Origin of the sequence: Sulfurimonas sp., from assembly GCF_023229025.1 — a bacterium.
Taxonomy (GTDB): Bacteria; Campylobacterota; Campylobacteria; order Campylobacterales; family Sulfurimonadaceae; genus Sulfurimonas.
Genome location: NZ_JALOAA010000016.1, coordinates 25,997 through 43,965 on the forward strand (window position 1 = coordinate 25,997; position 17,969 = coordinate 43,965).

At 37.9% G+C, this 17,969-nt stretch carries 18 protein-coding genes and 1 pseudogene; 11 read left to right on the forward strand and 8 right to left on the reverse strand.

Translation table 11 applies throughout. The features are described from left to right. From M0Q20_RS05605 to M0Q20_RS05645, 9 genes are all read left to right on the forward strand, one after another. On the forward strand, positions 1 to 231 hold the full coding sequence (locus tag M0Q20_RS05605; RefSeq protein WP_295059189.1) for a DUF2061 domain-containing protein: 231 nt from the start codon (positions 1 to 3) through the stop codon (positions 229 to 231). 12 nt (positions 232 to 243) lie between these two features. Continuing rightward, positions 244 to 957, forward strand: a complete 714-nt coding sequence (locus tag M0Q20_RS05610; protein WP_295059190.1) for a phosphoadenylyl-sulfate reductase — start codon at positions 244 to 246, stop codon at positions 955 to 957. Next, positions 951 to 1,862, forward strand: a complete 912-nt coding sequence (gene cysD / locus M0Q20_RS05615; protein WP_295059191.1) for a sulfate adenylyltransferase subunit CysD — start codon at positions 951 to 953, stop codon at positions 1,860 to 1,862. Before M0Q20_RS05610 ends, cysD begins: the two co-directional genes overlap by 7 nt. Before the next feature lies 1 nt (position 1,863). After that, positions 1,864 to 3,276, forward strand: a complete 1,413-nt coding sequence (gene cysN / locus M0Q20_RS05620; protein WP_295059192.1) for a sulfate adenylyltransferase subunit CysN — start codon at positions 1,864 to 1,866, stop codon at positions 3,274 to 3,276. Between the two features lie 9 nt (positions 3,277 to 3,285). Next, complete coding sequence (locus M0Q20_RS05625) at positions 3,286 to 4,845, forward strand: nitrite/sulfite reductase (RefSeq protein WP_295059193.1); 1,560 nt, start codon at positions 3,286 to 3,288, stop codon at positions 4,843 to 4,845. Continuing rightward, positions 4,838 to 6,157, forward strand: a complete 1,320-nt coding sequence (locus tag M0Q20_RS05630) for an aminotransferase class V-fold PLP-dependent enzyme (RefSeq protein ID WP_295059194.1) — start codon at positions 4,838 to 4,840, stop codon at positions 6,155 to 6,157. The genes M0Q20_RS05625 and M0Q20_RS05630 overlap by 8 nt, the downstream gene beginning before the upstream one ends. 57 nt (positions 6,158 to 6,214) lie before the next feature. Further along, positions 6,215 to 6,838, forward strand: a complete 624-nt coding sequence (gene upp, locus M0Q20_RS05635) for a uracil phosphoribosyltransferase (RefSeq protein ID WP_295059195.1) — start codon at positions 6,215 to 6,217, stop codon at positions 6,836 to 6,838. Positions 6,839 to 6,842: 4 nt separating this feature from the next. Beyond that, complete coding sequence (locus tag M0Q20_RS05640; RefSeq protein WP_295059196.1) at positions 6,843 to 7,727, forward strand: methyltransferase domain-containing protein; 885 nt, start codon at positions 6,843 to 6,845, stop codon at positions 7,725 to 7,727. Between the two features lie 85 nt (positions 7,728 to 7,812). Next, the gene (locus M0Q20_RS05645; RefSeq protein ID WP_295059197.1) at positions 7,813 to 8,469 is read left to right on the forward strand and encodes a carbonic anhydrase; all 657 of its coding nucleotides are present in this window, start codon (positions 7,813 to 7,815) and stop codon (positions 8,467 to 8,469) included. On the opposite strand, the gene asnB is transcribed toward M0Q20_RS05645, so the two are convergent. Further along, positions 8,466 to 10,271 carry an asparagine synthase (glutamine-hydrolyzing) gene (asnB, locus tag M0Q20_RS05650; RefSeq protein WP_295059198.1) on the reverse strand — a complete coding sequence of 602 codons (1,806 nt, stop codon included), beginning with the start codon at positions 10,269 to 10,271 and terminating at the stop codon, positions 8,466 to 8,468. The genes M0Q20_RS05645 and asnB overlap by 4 nt on opposite strands. After that, on the reverse strand, positions 10,271 to 10,870 hold the full coding sequence (locus M0Q20_RS05655; protein WP_295059199.1) for a class I SAM-dependent methyltransferase: 600 nt from the start codon (positions 10,868 to 10,870) through the stop codon (positions 10,271 to 10,273). Before M0Q20_RS05655 ends, asnB begins: the two co-directional genes overlap by 1 nt. Positions 10,871 to 11,005: 135 nt before the next feature. Between M0Q20_RS05655 and M0Q20_RS05660 the strand changes: the two genes are divergently transcribed. Continuing rightward, positions 11,006 to 11,953: an NAD(P)-binding domain-containing protein gene (locus M0Q20_RS05660; protein ID WP_295059200.1), complete on the forward strand. Its 948-nt coding sequence runs from the start codon at positions 11,006 to 11,008 to the stop codon at positions 11,951 to 11,953. A 14-nt stretch (positions 11,954 to 11,967) separates the two neighbouring features. Here the strand turns inward: M0Q20_RS05660 and M0Q20_RS05665 are convergent, their stop codons facing one another. Genes M0Q20_RS05665 through topA form a run of 6 tightly spaced genes read right to left on the reverse strand, consistent with a single transcriptional unit; the run spans position 11,968 to position 17,569 of the window. Continuing rightward, entirely contained in the window at positions 11,968 to 12,372 is a 405-nt protein-coding gene (locus M0Q20_RS05665; RefSeq protein ID WP_295059201.1) for a thioredoxin family protein, read from the reverse strand. Continuing rightward, complete coding sequence (locus M0Q20_RS05670) at positions 12,369 to 12,812, reverse strand: hypothetical protein (protein ID WP_295059202.1); 444 nt, start codon at positions 12,810 to 12,812, stop codon at positions 12,369 to 12,371. Before M0Q20_RS05670 ends, M0Q20_RS05665 begins: the two co-directional genes overlap by 4 nt. Then, positions 12,799 to 13,971 (reverse strand): cation:proton antiporter, encoded by a 1,173-nt coding sequence (locus tag M0Q20_RS05675; RefSeq protein ID WP_295059203.1) that lies wholly within the window; start codon positions 13,969 to 13,971, stop codon positions 12,799 to 12,801. The genes M0Q20_RS05670 and M0Q20_RS05675 overlap by 14 nt, the downstream gene beginning before the upstream one ends. 4 nt (positions 13,972 to 13,975) lie before the next feature. Next, positions 13,976 to 14,821: a biotin synthase gene (locus M0Q20_RS05680; protein WP_295059204.1), complete on the reverse strand. Its 846-nt coding sequence runs from the start codon at positions 14,819 to 14,821 to the stop codon at positions 13,976 to 13,978. Next, positions 14,814 to 15,338 carry a metallophosphoesterase gene (locus M0Q20_RS05685; RefSeq protein WP_295059205.1) on the reverse strand — a complete coding sequence of 175 codons (525 nt, stop codon included), beginning with the start codon at positions 15,336 to 15,338 and terminating at the stop codon, positions 14,814 to 14,816. The genes M0Q20_RS05680 and M0Q20_RS05685 overlap by 8 nt, the downstream gene beginning before the upstream one ends. 8 nt (positions 15,339 to 15,346) lie before the next feature. Next, complete coding sequence (gene topA, locus M0Q20_RS05690; RefSeq protein ID WP_295059206.1) at positions 15,347 to 17,569, reverse strand: type I DNA topoisomerase; 2,223 nt, start codon at positions 17,567 to 17,569, stop codon at positions 15,347 to 15,349. Between the two features lie 221 nt (positions 17,570 to 17,790). On the opposite strand from topA, the pseudogene M0Q20_RS05695 reads away from it, so the two are divergent. Next, positions 17,791 to 17,969: pseudogene (locus M0Q20_RS05695) on the forward strand (flagellin); the annotation flags it as partial.

The window sequence follows — 17,969 nt, forward strand, 5'->3', positions numbered from 1 at the left end:
ATGCAGGAAAAAGCATATAGGTCGGTTATCAAAACTATCTCATGGAGAACAGTAGGGACGCTAGATACGATAGTAATTTCTTACATAATAACAGGCAATTTAGTTATGGCGGCATCAATAGGCTCCATAGAGGTTGTGACAAAAATGATTTTGTACTACTACCATGAGAGAGCGTGGAACAAGATAGAGATTGGCAGACATAAAGCCACGGCAAACGATTATCATATATAAGAGGAAAATAGAGTGATAGAGAAAATAGCAAAACTAAACCAAAGATTTAAAAATCAAGAACCGAAAAAAGTTTTAAAACAGTTTTTGGAGGAGTATAAAGAGAAGATAGCACTCTCTTCAAGCTTCGGGGCAGAGGATCAGGTTTTGAGTGACATGATTTTAAAAATAGATGAAAGTGCAGAGATATTTACGCTCGATACCGGAAGACTTCCCTATGAGACATATGATGTAATGAACAGAACGAATTTAAAATATAAGACAAAAATAAAGGTCTATTTTCCACACAGCAGAGATGTTGAAGAACTATATCAAAAGCAGGGAATCAACGGCTTTTATAACTCTGTAGAGAATAGAAAGGAGTGCTGCTATGTGAGAAAAATAGTACCTCTACAAAGAGCACTCAAGGGCGTTGATATCTGGATAACGGGTATTAGAGCCGAGCAGAGTCCGACACGAGAAGATATGCAACTTTTTGAGTGGGACGAGGCAAACAGAGTTATAAAACTAAATCCGCTTGTTTCATGGAGCCAAAGCGATGTTTGGGACTACATAAAAGCAAACGATGTCCCATATAACGCCCTGCATGACAAAGGGTATCCAAGCATTGGCTGCGCACCTTGTACAAGAGCGGTTAAAGATGGTGAAGATATACGAAGTGGAAGATGGTGGTGGGAAGACCCTAAACATAAAGAGTGTGGACTACATATAAAGGATACAAAGTGCTAGATACAAAAAGATTGACACATTTAAAACAGCTTGAGGCTGAATCTATTCATATACTTAGAGAGGTCGTTGCGGAGTTTGACAATCCTGTGATGATGTACTCTGTGGGAAAAGACTCCGCGGTTATGCTTCATCTTGCTCTAAAGGCTTTTTTTCCTGCAAAACTGCCGTTTCCGCTTCTACATGTAGATACAAAATGGAAGTTTAAAGAGATGATAGAGTTTCGTGATAAAAGAGCAAAAGAGGAGGGTTTTGAGCTTTTAGTTCATTCCAATCCAGAGGGGATTGAAAAAGATATAAACCCTTTCGTGCATGGCTCGGCTCTGCATACCGACATCATGAAGACACAAGGCTTAAAACAGGCACTAAACAAATATAAGTTTGATGCGGTATTTGGCGGAGCAAGAAGGGATGAGGAGAAATCCAGAGCAAAAGAGAGAATCTACTCTTTTAGGGATAAAAACCATAGATGGGACCCTAAAAACCAGAGACCGGAGCTGTGGAATCTCTATAACTCAAGAGTGAACAAAGGTGAGAGCATAAGAGTTTTTCCACTCTCAAACTGGACGGAGCTTGATATTTGGCAATATATCTACTTAGAGCATATTCCGATTGTGCCACTCTATTTTGCAAAAAAACGACCTGTTGTTGAAAAAGACGGAGTCAAGATAATGGTGGACGATGAGAGAATGCCCATAGAAGAGGGAGAGGTTGTAAAAGAGGAGATGGTTCGCTTTAGAACTCTGGGGTGCTATCCTCTGACGGGAGCGGTTGAGTCAAACGCTACAACGCTAGGCGAGATTATTCAAGAGATGCTTTTGACAAAAACAAGCGAGAGGCAAGGACGTGTAATCGATAATGATTCAGCGGGTTCTATGGAGAAGAAAAAAATGGAGGGGTATTTTTAATATGTCGGTATTAGATACAAAAATAGCAACGGATATAGAGAGTTATTTAAAAGAGCATGAGAACAAAGAGTTGCTTAGATTTATAACATGTGGAAGTGTAGATGATGGAAAATCTACTCTTATAGGAAGACTTCTACATGATTCAAAGATGATTTTTGAAGATCAGCTAGCAGCCATAAAGAAGGATTCAAAAAAGAGCGGTACAACCGAGGGCGAGTTTGACCTCTCACTTCTTGTTGATGGACTGCAGAGCGAACGCGAACAGGGGATTACCATTGATGTCGCATACAGATATTTTACGACAGATAAGAGAAAGTTTATCATCGCCGATACACCCGGACATGAGCAGTACACAAGAAACATGGCAACAGGTGCGAGTACTGCTGATTTGGCAATTATTCTCATTGATGCTAGATACGGTATGCAAACGCAGACAAGAAGACACTCTTTTATAGCAAAACTGCTTGGCATAAAGCATATAGTTGTTGCGATAAACAAGATGGATTTGATGGAGTTTAGTCAAGAGGTTTATGAAAATATATCAAGAGAGTACCTCTCTTTTGCAAAAGAGCTTGGGCTAAGTGATGATATTACACTAATTCCCATCTCTGCCCTAAATGGCGACAATGTGGTTGATAAAAGCCCAAAATCCCCATGGTACAGAGGCGAGACACTTCTGCATCTTTTGGAAAATATAGAGATAGGAAGTGACAGAGATTTAATGCATTTTAGATTGCCTGTGCAGTATGTAAATAGACCAAACCTCGACTTTAGAGGCTTTTGCGGAACTATATCTTCTGGCATCATAAGTGTCGGCGATAACATAACAGTTTTGCCATCAGGAAAAAGCTCAAGAGTAAAAGAGATAGTCACCTATGATGGCAATCTGGATTACGCATACGCGCAGCAGGCAATCACTCTAAGGCTTGAGGATGAGATAGATATAAGTCGTGGCAATATAATCGTTAAAAGTGACGAGCAGCCAGATAGCGGGGACTCTTTTGATGTGAATATTGTCTGGATGAGCGAAGAGCCGCTACTAAAACATAAGCAATATTTTATAAAAAGAGCTTCATCTTTGAGCGTGGGAAGCATAGATAAGTTTTACTATAAAACTGATGTAAATACTCTAGAGCAGCAGAGTGCAAACCTGCTTAATCTAAATGAGATAGGGCATGCAAAACTCGATCTAGAGAGCTCCTTAGCGTATGATGCGTATAGTAAAAACAAGGCTATGGGAAGCTTTATAATCATAGACAGAATTACTAACAACACGGTAGGTGCCGGAATGATTGTGCAAAAATCAGAGGAACCTTCAAAAACAAAAACTTCAGAATATTCAGAGTTTGAAGTGGAGTTAAACGCACTAGTGAGAAAACATTTTCCTCATTGGGAAGCAAAAGAGATTTTTTAGGAATAAAACATGTCAAAAGAGACAAAAGCACAAAAAGTTGAACGGATAAAGAGCCAAAAAGATGGTCTGGATGTTTTAAGCGATATATATCGCTATGCAAAAACGAGCCAAGAGATTGACCCGGAAGATATAGAGAGATTTAAGTGGTATGGGTTTTATTCCCAAAACAAAAATCTTCAAGACAAAGATGACGATACTCTATATTTCATGCTAAGAGTGAAACTTATAGGCGGCAGACTTAATCTAGACGGGCTTGAAGCTGTAGCTGAGATTTCAAAGAGATATGCAAGAGGAACTGCCGATTTTACAACAAGACAAGACATTCAGCTCCACTTTATAAAGGTAGAGGACTTACCGGCAATTTTTGAGCGACTAAAAGAGGCTGGACTCACTACTGTTTTTGCGTGTGGCGATGTTCCGAGAAATGTTGTCACATGTCCCGTAAGTGATGTTGATAGTGAGCGAATTTATGATGTTGACACAATTACAAAAGAGATAAACGAATATTTTGACGCAAACAGAGAGCTCTCAAATCTTCCTAGAAAGTACAAAGTCGGGATTAGCGGCTGTTCTAAACACTGTGCCTCTCATGAGATACAGGATTTGAGTTTTAATGCGACAAAATTTCAAGATGGCACTGTTTTGTTTGATGTAAGTGTTGGCGGTGGTTTGGGCTCAAACAGACAGATAGCCTCTCATCTAGGTTATGTACAAGCAGAGCAGGTTTTGGCGGTTACAAAGGCTGTTACCGAGATGTACAAAGAGTATGGAAACAGAGAAAACAGATACAAATCAAGACTAGGACATCTTCTTAAGAGTTTTGGAGTAGATAAATTTTTGCAAACACTAAACTCAAAACTAGACTTTACTCTTCAAAAAAGAGAAATTCAAGCCTACACTCCTTATGCAAAAAGAGGACATTTTGGTATTCATAACAGCATAAAAGAGGGCAGAAGCTATATCGGTTGTGCGGTTAATGGCGGAAAAATAGGGGCTAAAGGATTATACAGTCTTTTGGATATACTTAAAAAATATGAAGCCACCGCTATAAGAGCGACAATATCTCAAAACTTTGTCATAACTGATTTGCCAAGCAAAAATGCTCATGCTGCAGCAAAAGAGCTCTCTAGGATAAAAATAGACGCAAATCCATCTCCTTTTAAGGCAAGAAGTATCTCTTGTACGGGGATAAATTTTTGTAAATATGGAGTCTCTGAGACAAAAGATTTGGCGATTGAGCTAGCAGAGTATCTAGAGAAAAGGTTTCCTAATTTTAGTGAACCGCTCTCATTTAGTGTTAACGGATGCCCGCACTCATGTGCCCATCCGCACATTGTAGATATTGGGCTATTGGGATGTAAGTTTAAGCATAACGACAAGACAGTGTCTGGGTTTGAGTTGATTTTAGGCGGCTATCTTGAGGGGGACAAAAGCAGTTTTGGAAAAAAAACAGGTATAAAATTTATCCCAGAGGATGCGTTTAAAATTGTAGGAAGTGTAGTTGAGAGTTACAAAAACACTCATTATAAAAATTTTCAAGACTATGCAGCAGGAGTTTTGTATGAGTAAAGAGCTATTTAGACCACTTCTCTTAGAGGATAAAAAAAATTTAAAAGAGGAGATAAGAAAGGGTATTATCGGAACTCACAAGAGACACTATTTTGATTATACAGCTTCAGGACTCGCATATAAAGCGGTAGAGTCGCGTATAGCTGAGGTTTTAAAAACTTATGCAAATACACACTCAAAAGAGGCTTCAATGGCAGCAAAAACAGATCTTTTGTATAAACAAGCGCGCATACATTTAAAGAGTTTGCTAAAGCTTGAGCCTGATTTTGCTATTTTACCATCGGGTTGTGGAGCAACGGCAGCTATTAAGAAATTTCAGGAGATTTTAGGGATATATATTCCGCCTGCTACTCGTAAAAGATTTAAAATTCAAAGTCATAGCTCATCACGCCCGCTTGTTGTTGTCGGGCCCTATGAGCACCACTCAAATGAGGTAAGTTACCGCGAAGCGCTATGTGACACGGTTAGAATAGGGCTTAACAGCGATGGGGTGATTGACCTAGAGCAGCTTGAAGATGTTTTAAAAACAAGTAAACATATTGAAAAAATAGGTGCCTTTTGTATAGCCTCAAATGTAACGGGCATTATTACTCCATATGAGAAGATTTCTAAAATACTGCGTAAATATGGAGCAATCGTATGCTTTGATGCTGCCGCTTCATCTCCATACATGAATGTTCCATCCTCCTTTTATGATGTAATGTTTCTATCTCCTCACAAGCTTATAGGAGGTCCCGGCTCATGTGGACTATTAGCAATAAGAAAATCCCTTATAGATGATAATATTGCGCCGACATTTGCGGGCGGCGGAACTGTTGAGTATGTAGATAGGAACAGCCACCTTTTTGTTGATGAGAAAGAGGCTCGCGAAGATGCCGGAACTTCTCCTATACTGCAGTTGATTCGCGCTGCACTTGCCTATCAATTACGTAATGAGATAGGGTTTACTTGGATTAAAAAAGAGAAAAACAGGTTGATGAAATATCTTACTCGGGGGCTTTTAGATATAGAGGGGTGTACGATTTACGGAAGTTTAAGCGAGGAAAATATCGGGATAGTCTCCTTTAATATAGAGAGTGTCGACCCATATCAACTCTGCTCCTATATGTCCGGCAAAAATGGCTTGCAGACTCGTGCAGGTTGCTCATGTGCCGGACCGTACGGACATGACCTTTTGGGGCTTGATGATAACCACACTATGGAAGAAAAACCGGGATGGCTTCGTATAAGTATCCATTTTTCGCAGGAGATTAGCGATATTGACTACCTACTTCATGCTATAAATAAAAGCATTTGTGAGATAAAAAATTAAGAGCTATCAAATAGATACAATAGTACAATTCACAAAAGCTTATCTAAGGCAGACAGAATGGTTTACGAACTATCAAATCCTCTCACTAAGACATTGATTACACACTTAAGAGACCAAAAAAGCGATGCAATTCGTTTTAGACATACAATTGCAGAGCTTACAAAACAGCTTGTTTATGAAGCGTTAAAAGAGTTTTCGTTAATTCAAAAGAGTATAAAAACTTGGCAGGGGGAGCAGAGTTTTGGCGCAATTGATGAGAAAAATATAGTAGTAGCAACGGTTTTGCGAGCAGGCATGCCGATGCTAGGTAGCGCCATAGAACTTCTGCCTGATGCGGCAGCAGGTTTTTTGGCGATAAAAAGAGATGAGACTACGCACAAAAGTGTTCTCTATTATGACAGGCTTCCAGAGTGTAGAGACAAAACTATACTCTTAGTTGACCCGATGGTAGCAACCGGCGGCTCAATTTGTGATGCGATAGAGCTTATAAAGAGTAGAAATCCTAAGAAAATAGTTGCACTAAACATTATAGGCTCGCCTGAGGGTTTAGAGAGGGTAAGTAAGAGATATTCTGATGTTGATATATACATCGCGCAGATAGATGAGAGATTAAATAGCGACATGTTTATAATTCCGGGGCTTGGAGATGCGGGTGACCGCTCTTACAACACGCCAGAGTAGCCTTTTGAGAAGAGTTAAACTAAAAGAAAAAAGTCCGCAAGAGATACTTGAGTATTTTGAGAGCTTAAATGTAGAAGATGGCGAAGTTGTTGAAGTGGAAGTTTTGGACTCAGATATAGATAGCATAGGTTATAAATCATTTGTTGATTTGGCACAACTCTTCTTTATGAAGATGCTTACCCCAATAAAAAATGATGAAAATAGCACTCTTTTGAGATTTGAAAAATTAAATGAGAGCGTCTCTTTTCATAAAGAGAAGAGGGGTAGTGAAAAGTATGGAGCGGGGAGTGAATTTTTTAGTATTGATAAAACTGCTCAGTTTAGTTTTTTATACCACTATCAAAAAGCGTTATCGTTTATAGATATAAAAAGCAAAAAAAGAGTTCTAAATCTCGGAGTAAATCGCGGTGATGAGTTTGCGGTTATAAAAGATATACTTAGAGATAAAGAGTTTAAAAATATAGAGTTTGTAGGGGTTGATTACTCTGAGTCGGCAATAGAGTATGCAAAAAAAGAGTTTTTAGCTTATGAGAATGTAGCATTTTTTTGTCATGATATAAATAGACTCCCCGAATTAAACTTGGGTAAGTTTGATTTGATTATCTCTATAGGAACGCTTCAAAGCTCTAATATAGAGTTTAATGCTACTTTTATGTCTATATACCAAAACTATTTACAAAATAGCGGCGCTATGATACTTGGCTTTCCAAATTGCAGATGGATAGGCGGTGAGATGATTTATGGTGCAAAAGCCCCTAATTACAGCTTTAGCGAGCTTGGCTTGGTGCTAAAAGATATACACTTTTGCAAAAAATATCTACAACAAAAAAAGTACAGGGTAACGGTAACAGGAAAGGAGTATCTTTTTTTAAGCGCTAGAAAAATATAAGATATTTAAAAGATTAGCATAAATTTTAATGCCGATTTTTTTTATTTGGATATACTTTTTTATAAAAAAGTAGGAGGAGTTATATATGGATAACTATAGTGCGATGCTAGGGAATGAACTGTTTCAAAAGAGTTATTTTAAAGCTCATGAAAAAGAGTTTTTGGAGCTTGCCAACAAGGGTCAAACGCCAAAAGCTCTTTTTATAGGGTGCTCAGACTCAAGGGTTTTGCCGGATTTAATGACTAATAGTGCCCCCGGTGATCTATTTGTTGTAAGAAACATCGGTAATTTTGTTGCTCCATATAAACCCGATGAAGATTTTCACTCAACAGCTTCAGCTATAGAGTACGCAGTAAGTGTTTTAAAAGTAAAAAGCATAATCGTATGCGGACATACAAAATGCGGAGCGATAGAAGCAATTTACAACAAAAGATGCTCACGAGATCCGGAACTAGTACATACAAATACATGGCTTAGTCTTGGAGAGAGTGCTAAATCACAAGCTCTTTTGGCTCTTGGATTAGAGGCTGATAAAGAGACTTTGTACCGTCTTACTGAAAAGTTATCAGTAATTTCACAACTAGAGAATCTTTTAACTTATCCTTCGGTAAAAAGCAGAATAGATAAAGATGAGATATCAATACATGGCTGGGTTTATGATATACAAAGCGGTGAGATAGAGTATTATGACCCGGAGATTTCACAATTTGTTTCGCTTAGCTCACTCAAAAAAGAGAGTTAGAGCAGCCATTTTTTTATCCAAACACTTAGAACATAAAGTCCCCAAACATGCTGTTTAAAGCCTCCGGTTGAGGCTTTTTGGATATACTCATCAAGTTTATCTTTTTTAAATAATCCTGTCTCTTTATTTATCTCTTGAATCAACTCTATTTTTTTAGAGTTTATCAGATACTCCATGTAAGGGTTAGAAAATCCCTTTTTCTTTCTATTAATAATTTTATCGTTTAAGTGTGGCTGTACAATTTTTTTTAGAAGTGCTTTTGTGACTCCATCTTCGTAGCGAAGTTTTGGGTCTATACTAAAGATATAAGATGCTAACTTATGGTCTAAAAAAGGTGTTCGTGATTCGATAGAATTAGCCATAGAAGCACGGTCTAGTTTTGCAAGAAAATGCTCTGCTTGAAAGAGGTTCAAATCAATGTAGCTGTACCATGTAGCCTCATCTGTATGTAAAGAACTCTCAAACCTCTCTCTATAATCTTTTAGATACTTTAGGGATTGATTATCTTTTATATTTTGCTTAAAAAGAGCATTTTTTTGAAGGTCGGTAAAATTTTCTCCTGATGTACGAAAAAGCAAGCTCTCATCAAAGATTCGTTTATAGTGCTCCCACTCTCTATTCATTGAAAAATTTGCTCGGAAATATTTTTTTAACCAGTTTTTGCTTTTTATATTTGAGAGATTCTGAATGTCAAGATATTCAAAGTATTGTCTATAACCTAAAAATAGCTCATCACTACCCTCTCCGCTTAAAACTACTTCGTAACCATCTTTCTTAATCTCTTCAAAGAGTAGATATAGAGGAACTGCGGCTGGATCGTTTAGTGGTTCATCAAGCATATCTAATACTCTTTCGCTGGCATTTATGAAGTCATTTTGAGTTATCTCAACTTCTTTATTGCTAAGACCTAAAAATTCTGCACTCTCTCTTGCATTTTGTCTCTCATCATATTTTGCGTAATCTTTGTAGCCTAAAGTGTATGTTTGCAAGTTTATACCGCTTTTAAGAGCGTAAGCATTTATTGTCGCGCTGTCAATACCGCCTGATAGCAGAGATGCCATAGGAGTATCAAAACTCAGCCGTATGTTGATGGACTCTTCAAGTAGTTTCTCTAAAGTGCTAACAGCTTCATCTTTGTTAGTTATAACACTTGGTTTGTTATTAAGTAGGTCAAAGTATCTTTTTACCTTTACAGATTGGTTTTCAAACTTGAGATACTCTCCCGCAGCTAGCTTTTTGATGCCTCTAAAAAATGTAAAAGGAGGTGTGGGTGCTAAAAATGACAAGTAACTAAGAAGAGCATCCTCATCCATCTCCCTCTTATGCAAAAAGGGCACAAGAGCCTTTATCTCGGAGGCAAACAGAAAACTTTTACCCTCCATATAAAAGAGAGGTTTTTTACCGAGTCTGTCACGAAAAAGGTATAAAGTACTGCTATGAAGAAGAGCAATTGCAAACTCTCCCCTAAGATAAGATACAAAATCTACACCCCATTTTAGATAGGCTGCAACTATTACTTCACTATCACTATCTGTTTTAAATACAAACTCACTTCCAAGCTCTTGTTTTAACTCTTTGAGGTTATAAATCTCTGCGCTTAGTGAGATTAAAATTTCGCCATGATAAAGCGGTTGCTTTAAGTTGGAGTGAATCTGCGCCGTATCTATATTTTGGCATGTAAAAAAGAGATTTTCTCTTTGAACAACTTTGTAAAAATCAGGGGTTTTATGGGGTAGAAGCAAGAGTGCCTTTTTTGCTCTGCTCTTATCATGCTCGCCTAATATACCAAAAATCGCACACACTATAGAGTCACTTCACTGTTTTTTAAAAGTAGAACCGTGATGTCATCTTCCATATAGTCATCTTTCATTATCAGCGCCGAAGCCCCCAAATCATTTGCAATCTGCTTTATCTGAGAGGTTGTCATGTAGTTGTAGGTCTTGCTGACCTTATCTCCATGAAGAACATTAAAGATAAAACCTATTTTAGAGGCACAGTAGCAGTTTTGTATAAAGAGGTGTGTCTCGAAACTCTCTAGCACATTCATAGCACCGCTGCAGATATAGTAATCAGCCAAGGGGAGTCTCTCTTTGCAGATGTCGGCAATAACTATCTCACAGCCGGTTTTATGGCTTGCAATCGAGTACATGTCAGGTAGTGAGTCTATGCCGATATAGTTTTTAGGCGCTTTTTTTCTCTTTAACATATGGGTATATAGATCTCCAAACCCACATCCCGCATCTGCAATAGTATATGAACTAAGAGTATCGGGAAGCATCTCTAAGATAACATCAAATCTGATTTTCTGAGACTCCTTAGAGTGCCAGTTTACACCTCTTGCCGTGGTACCGTATTTCTCTATGGCAGAGGAGTAAAATTTTTGATTATCAACGCGTGGCATGAGAAAAAATTAAAAAAGTAATCATTGTCTGTTTTTCCAAAAAAATAGATTTGCTTTTTGAATTATAGTATAAAATATATTTAGATTGTTTTTTTATTATGTTAGAATGTTGACAATATGTTATAAGGAATTGTTATGAGTCATATGTACAATCTCGCGATAATAGGTGCCGGTCCGGCAGGAATTGCTACTGCGGTTGAGAGCTATTTGCAGGGGATTAGAGATATTGTTCTACTGGAGAAGGATCAAAATCACAACGCAACTATACGAAAATATTATAAAGACAACAAAAGGGTTGACAAAGATTGGAAGGGTCAGAAGGTTGAGCTTGATGGTAGAATCTACTTTGTTGACGGCACAAAGGAGAGTACGCTGGATTTTTTTGACGAGATATTAAATAATCACTCCGTAGAGCTTCAAACACATGTTGAGGTTCAAAGCATAGTTAAAAAAGATGGATATTTTGAGGTTTTTATGGCAGGAAAAAGCATAACCGCAAAGTATGTTGTCGTTACTATAGGAAGAATGGGAAAACCAAATAAGCCTACCTACAAGATACCGATGGGGGTTAAAAAGAAGATAGGATACACGCTTGATGGATGCGGTGAGGGTGAAAAGATTTTAGTAGTTGGCGGGGGAGATAGCGCAATAGAGTACGCAGTTGATTTAAGTGCTAAAAATGAAGTTTCAATCTGCTATAGAAGAGAGACATTTAGACGTGCAAACCCTACAAACCAAAGAGATATTGCAAATGCAATTATGCACAAAGAGGTAGAGCCGATTTTAGGTATAAACATTAATGCTCTTGAAGATGTGGATGGCAGAGTGAAAGTTATCTTTAGTGAAGTAGAAGCACAAATTTTTGATAGAGTAATCTACGCAATCGGAGGAACTACTCCTAGCTCATTTTTAGCAAGTGCGGGGATAGAAGAAGAAGATGCAAAGCCTGTTCATGACGATAACTATGAAACAAATATAAAAGGTCTATTTGTAGCCGGAGATATTACGCAGGAGAGTGGCGGAAGTATAGCTTTGGGATTAAATCACGGTTATGCAATAGCTTGTCATATTCAGCAAAAATAGTAGAGCCTCTGTCTCTACTCCAAGGAGTTTAAAAGGTTTAAAAAGTCTATTTTGTTAGAAAATCCGATACTCTGGTAAGTTATCTCCTCTTTATTTGGCTCTACAAAAAATGTAACCGGTACTACGGGAGCATTAAGGTATTTTGGAAAATTCCCCTCTTGGCGATTTATGACTAGAGGGATATAGTTTGATTTTATCTTATCATCAACATTTTTATCCATTAGTGTTTTTTTCTCAAACTTGCTACACCAAGGACAGTAGTTTGTAATCATGAGAATCATAAGGCTTTTATTCTCTTTTTTTGCTCTCTCAAGAGCCGTTTTATACTCCGTCTCATATGCCATCTCTTTAGCAAACTCTTTATACCCGTCGGCAAAGAGCATCAAGCTTAGCATCACTATAAGCAGTAGTTTTTTCATAAGTTGTCATCCTTGTATTGCTGTGCAAAGTTATACAAAAGCTCTTGAGCAGTCTCAAGTAAGTCAAACTCTAAATCTTCTACAACCAAAATCCGACTGCTCATGTAGGAGATTACAAAAATATTATCTTTTGTATCAAGCCTCTTTGCATTCTCCCCTAGCATCAACTCTATTTTCAGAGCAATAGTATCTCCCACCCCTATATAGCTGATAAGAAATGCAAGTGACCTTGTAGAGAAGTTTTGAGTATTGATCTCAAGCTCTTCAGATGTCTCTACAATCATATCAAGCAGAATCTGTTTATATTTTTTATCAATTCTATCGCTATTTAGCTCTACTACGGGGTAGTAGCTCTTAACACCGCTTAGTTCAAAAGGTGTCTGTGCATTTGCAAACAAAGCAAATAGTGATAAAAATATAGATGTTTTAATGAATTTCATTTTTGACTCCACTTTTTTTAATTTTATAGTTATTTATCAACTTAATAATAATCATTATAATAATTGCTTGGAAAAGTGAAGCTAAAATAAGCGCATAGTAGTTAAGTTCGTCTATACTTTTTGCATTATAAGCAAGAGTTGCCATAGCGATGAGAAGAGTTAGCGGCATTGAGTGAGAGAGACCCATAAGTATAGAATCTATAAGTTTTAACTCCTTTATAAAAACAAGAGAAGCCACAACCCTCATTAACGTCATAGCAAGCGTAATAAAGAGCGCTTTTTCTATAAGCCCGTCCATAAATAGCATCTCAAGGTTAAAGGAGCTACCTATATGGATAAAAAATATAGGCACTAAAAATCCAAAACCAAAAGAGGCTAGTTTCTCAGGGAGCTCATGTTTGTGTTCAAAAAAGGTAGGAATAAAAATTCCTGCTAAAAATGCACCAAAAGCGAGCTCTAAATCTAGATATAGCATAGCTCCTACAAGAAGAAAGAATATCCCCATGGAGAGTCTTATATCTTGTTCTTTGTTATCATCATGCGGCATAAGAGAGGTTGATACTTCCGGAAACCACCAAAAAAGAAGCTCCATGGCACGAAATAGTAAAAACATAAATAGTAAAAATAGCGCAAGTGCAAAGATTGTTTTAAAAAGACCCATTCCAAGACCTGACTGTAGGGCAGCAGATACTAGAGTCAAAAATCCTATGCTGACTATCTCGCCTATTGCTCCTGCAGTCATTGAGAGAGATAACCAAGGAGTTTTTCCGTACTCCTTTGATAGTGTCGCTATAAGCCCAACAGAGATGAGCGGTAGAAGCACCATAAATATCTTTCCAAGGTCAAGGTAGAGGGAGATGGCAATAGAGAAAGCATATAAGACAATAAGGTAGATAATGATTTTTTTCATTAAGTCTTTTGGGGTCTTGAGAGTGTTTTTTAAGTTTATTTCAGTTCCGGCTATAAACATAAGATATAAAAATCCAAGTTCTGCAACTATTTCAAAAAGATGCTCCTCATGCAAAAAACCAAAGTAAGCGAAAATAGCTCCAAATATAATCTCAATAGGTGTAGTAGGAAGCTTTAAAAGTTTCGCAAAAAAGGGCGAAAATATGATTATAAGAGAAATTGTTACTACTAGGATTACATTTTCATTCATTTGTTTATCGTACCGTTTTTGCTATTTTTAGATTTAGTGATTTTAGCATATCTAAATCTTTATTCATATCACGCCCACTCGTTGTGAGGTAGTTTCCAATTACTATAGAGTTTGCACCATGTGAGAAAATCTCGCTCTGTCTATCGCCAAACATTAGCTCACGTCCTCCGGCAACCATTATGCGCTCGGCAGAATCAAGCGTATTTCTAGTAAGCTGTATAAGAGATAGAGCCTCATCGACACTTAGTGGGTTTGGAGCAAGCTCAAGTGCTTCGTTGTGATGATAAAAATTTATAGGAACCGATGTGGGGTTTAGAGATTTTAGAGACTCAAGCATTGAGACTCTATCTTCATGGCTCTCCCCAAGTCCGAAAATCCCGCCGCTAATAAGCACTAGTCCTGCTTTGTTTACATTTTCGCATGTCTCATATCTATCATCCCAAGAGTGTGTCGTGCAGACTTTTTCATAGTACTCTCTTGAGGTTTCAAGGTTGTGATTATACGCTTTTATACCGGCTTTTTTAAGAGTAAGAAGCTGCTCAAGCGTTGCAGTACCGTTACATGCTATTAGTCTAAGATGTGGCACCTCTTTTGTCAAAATCTTAGCAATTGAGCAGACAAAAGAGAGAGTTTTTTCACTCAGACCCTTATCCGCACTTACAAGACAAAATCCCAGAGCACCGTTTTCATAAGCAGTTTTTGCCTCTTTTAGGATAATCTCTATATCTTTTTGTTTATAACGCTCAATATCTGCTTTGTAGCGTATGCTCTGAGAGCAAAATTTGCAATCTTCATTACATGTACCGCTATTTATATTGCAGATTGAGCATAGAAATATCTCTTTATTCATGGTTTTGCCTCGTGTATCTAAACTCTTCTTTTTTTATCTTGTCGCTTTTATTGGCTCTTGTGTAACTTGTTACGATAAACTCACTCTCTTTTATCTCAAGCATCGCCCACTCAGAGAGCGGTTTATTTCTTGCGCATACTTCACCGGAGTTTAAAAAGAGAGTGTTGTTAACAAACTCTACAGAAAATTCGTGCGTATGGGCAAATATTATAACATCTACATCTGGAGTCATATAAAAAGGGAGATGCATAAGCTTGAACTTAGTGTTTGCAAGCTTAAAATAGTATGGCTCTTGGACAAGATTGAACTGATTGTGAAACTGCGCCAGATGGGCATCGTTGTTTCCATAGACTGCTTCGTACCTTAAGCCGCTCTCTTTTAGGAGATGAAGCACTTCAACATCTACGATATCGCCCGCGTGAAGCATAAACTCAGCACCGTCGGCTACAAGGGCATCAATTGCTCTTTTGGCTTTTTTCACTTTTGTGTGAGTGTCTGCTATGATGCCTATTTTCATGATCTATTTTACTCTATATCTTCAATCGGTATTCTTGCTTTACATTTTATACATTCGTAAACCTCTTTGCCTCGGTAAGTTCTTCTTGCCAAAGATCCATCGCAGCCGCTCTCTTTACACTTGATAGTTGTAGGCTCGAATTTTGAGATAAATTTACAATCAGGATAGTTCTCACATCCCCAAAACGGACCTCGTCTTGAGTTTTTAAGGCTTATTTTACCACCGCAATCAGGACATGGAGTCTCGCTTATCTTCTCCTCAACATTTATACTTTTTGTGTTTTTACACTCAGGATAACCGCTACATGCTAAAAACTGACCGTTTCTACCACTCTTTACAACCATCTCCTTGCCGCATTTATTACAAATTTCATCGCTTGACTCAGAGTTTGACGACTCTTTATCGCCATCACTACTTTCAACTTGTTCAGTATATTTACACTTTGGAAAGCCGCTACATGCAATAAACTCCCCAAATCTACCTGAACGAAGAAGCAACTCTTCACCACACTTAGGACAAGCACGACCAAGAGGTTTAGCAACTTTTAGAGAGACTATTTTCTCTTTACCTTCCGCAATTTGCTCTAAAAACGGAAAATAGAAATCGCTTAATAGCTTCTGCCAATCATTCTGACCTTCTGCTACTTCATCTAGCTTCTCCTCCATGTTCGCAGTAAAAGAGACATCTACTATATTTGCAAAATTCTTCTCTAAAATTTCTGTGACGGTAAATGCCATCTCTGTAGGGATAATCTGCTTTTTCTCGATTGTAACATAAGTTCTATTGCTAAGAGTTGCAATTGTCGGAGCATATGTTGATGGACGCCCAATTCCTTCACTTTCAAGTTTTTTAATAAGCGCCGCCTCAGAGTAACGAGCTGGGGGCTCTGTAAAGTGCTGCTCCTGTTTTACTTTTTGTATCTCGGCTGCTTCGCCCTCTTTGAGTGTTGGAAGAAGTTTGTCTTTATCCTCCGTTCCCGTGAGAGCGTAAAAACCATCAAAAATAAGTTTTCTTCCACTCGCTCTATATTCGTTCTCTTTACCGCTAAAGATAATGCTCTGCTGCTCAAAGATAGCATCATTCATCTGACATGCCATAAATCTCTCATATATTAGACGGTAGAGTTTAATCTCATCGGGTTTTAAAAAGCTCTGTGCAACCTCTGGAGTAAATTGCAACACTGTAGGACGAATTGCCTCATGAGCCTCTTGAGCACCTTTTGCTTTTTTGGTATAAGTTTTAGGCTCTTTTGGAAGATACTTTTTGCCGAATCTGCTCTCAATTACGCCACGAACAGCGCTTACTGCTTCATGTGAGAGGTTTAGTGAGTCTGTTCTCATGTATGTAATAACACCACTTGTCCCGCTTGGAGTTTTTACACCCTCATAAAGAGCTTGAGCTACCATCATTGTTTTTTTAGGAGTAAATCCGAGTTTGCTTGAAGCAGTCTGTTGAAGAGTAGATGTCATAAACGGTGGCGGAGTTGAACTCTTTCTCTTTTTTGTCTCAATTTTTGATATGACAAAAGAGTCAGCTTTGACACTATCAACTATTGCGTCCGCTTCTTTTTTATTTGTAATTGATAGTTTTGAGAGCTTGCTTTGTTTATGTGAGGTTAGAGTTGCTTCTATATCTTTTTTAAAGAGCGTGTCTATTGTCCAGTACTCCTGTGGAACAAACGCTTTAATCTCACGCTCACGATCTACTACAAGCTTTAGAGTTGAGGATTGAACACGACCTGCTGAGAGCCCTTTTTGTATTTTTGAACTTAGAAGCGGAGAGAGTTTGTATCCCACAACACGGTCAAGAATACGTCGTGCTTGCTGGGCGTTTACCATATCCATGTCTATTTTACGAGCGTTTTGCAAAGCGTTTTTTATCGCAGTTTTTGTTATTTCATGAAAAACTATTCTAGGAAGTGTCTGGGGGTCTCTTTTGATAGCATGAGCTATATGCCACCCAATTGCCTCACCCTCGCGGTCCTCATCGGTTGCGATATATATTGTATCACTCTTCTTTGCTAAGGTATTTATCTCCTTTACCGTTGCCGCATTCTCTTTAGCAACGCTATAGGTAGGAACAAGATGATTCTCTTCATCTATGCTTATTCCAAAACGTGATTTGGGCAGATCTCGTATATGCCCCTTAGAAGCTATAACCTCATACTCTTTGCCTAGAAAGTTTTTAATGGTCTTGGCTTTAGCGGGTGATTCGACGATAATTAAGTTCAAATAGTTTTCCTATTGTGCTATACATTATATATAGTATAGTTATTTTTAAGTTCGCAAGTGTAGCAAAAAAAGTATAAATTGTAAAAAGATAGATTTTACAAAGAAACTTCAAAAGTTACTAAACTTATTTTTTTAAGTGACGATTTAGTACTCGTCGGGACATGGAAGTCAAGATAAAATTTAATGAGAGCCAAAAGCTCTTGACCCAAAAAGGATTTATCATGGGATTTAGAATAAACACAAATATAGGTGCAATGAATGCACATATGTATGCAACAAAGAATAATGTCGGACTAGATAAAAGTCTTAATTCACTAAGTTCAGGTTTGAGAATTAATAAAGCTGCTGATGATTCGGCTGGTTTGGCAATAGCAAATAAGCTCTCAGCTCAATCAAACGG

What these genes read in the sequence shown, in the direction of transcription:
- M0Q20_RS05605 (WP_295059189.1), top strand. Translation starts at nt 1, where the DNA reads ATGCAGGAAAAAGCATATAGGTCGGTTATCAAAACTATCTCATGGAGA.
- cysN (WP_295059192.1), top strand. Translation starts at nt 1,864, where the DNA reads ATGTCGGTATTAGATACAAAAATAGCAACGGATATAGAGAGTTATTTA.
- M0Q20_RS05625 (WP_295059193.1), top strand. Translation starts at nt 3,286, where the DNA reads ATGTCAAAAGAGACAAAAGCACAAAAAGTTGAACGGATAAAGAGCCAA.
- M0Q20_RS05630 (WP_295059194.1), top strand. Translation starts at nt 4,838, where the DNA reads ATGAGTAAAGAGCTATTTAGACCACTTCTCTTAGAGGATAAAAAAAAT.
- upp (WP_295059195.1), top strand. Translation starts at nt 6,215, where the DNA reads ATGGTTTACGAACTATCAAATCCTCTCACTAAGACATTGATTACACAC.
- M0Q20_RS05645 (WP_295059197.1), top strand. Translation starts at nt 7,813, where the DNA reads ATGGATAACTATAGTGCGATGCTAGGGAATGAACTGTTTCAAAAGAGT.
- M0Q20_RS05655 (WP_295059199.1), bottom strand. Translation starts at nt 10,870, where the DNA reads ATGCCACGCGTTGATAATCAAAAATTTTACTCCTCTGCCATAGAGAAA.
- M0Q20_RS05660 (WP_295059200.1), top strand. Translation starts at nt 11,006, where the DNA reads ATGAGTCATATGTACAATCTCGCGATAATAGGTGCCGGTCCGGCAGGA.
- M0Q20_RS05665 (WP_295059201.1), bottom strand. Translation starts at nt 12,372, where the DNA reads ATGAAAAAACTACTGCTTATAGTGATGCTAAGCTTGATGCTCTTTGCC.
- M0Q20_RS05670 (WP_295059202.1), bottom strand. Translation starts at nt 12,812, where the DNA reads ATGAAATTCATTAAAACATCTATATTTTTATCACTATTTGCTTTGTTT.
- M0Q20_RS05675 (WP_295059203.1), bottom strand. Translation starts at nt 13,971, where the DNA reads ATGAATGAAAATGTAATCCTAGTAGTAACAATTTCTCTTATAATCATA.
- M0Q20_RS05680 (WP_295059204.1), bottom strand. Translation starts at nt 14,821, where the DNA reads ATGAATAAAGAGATATTTCTATGCTCAATCTGCAATATAAATAGCGGT.
- M0Q20_RS05685 (WP_295059205.1), bottom strand. Translation starts at nt 15,338, where the DNA reads ATGAAAATAGGCATCATAGCAGACACTCACACAAAAGTGAAAAAAGCC.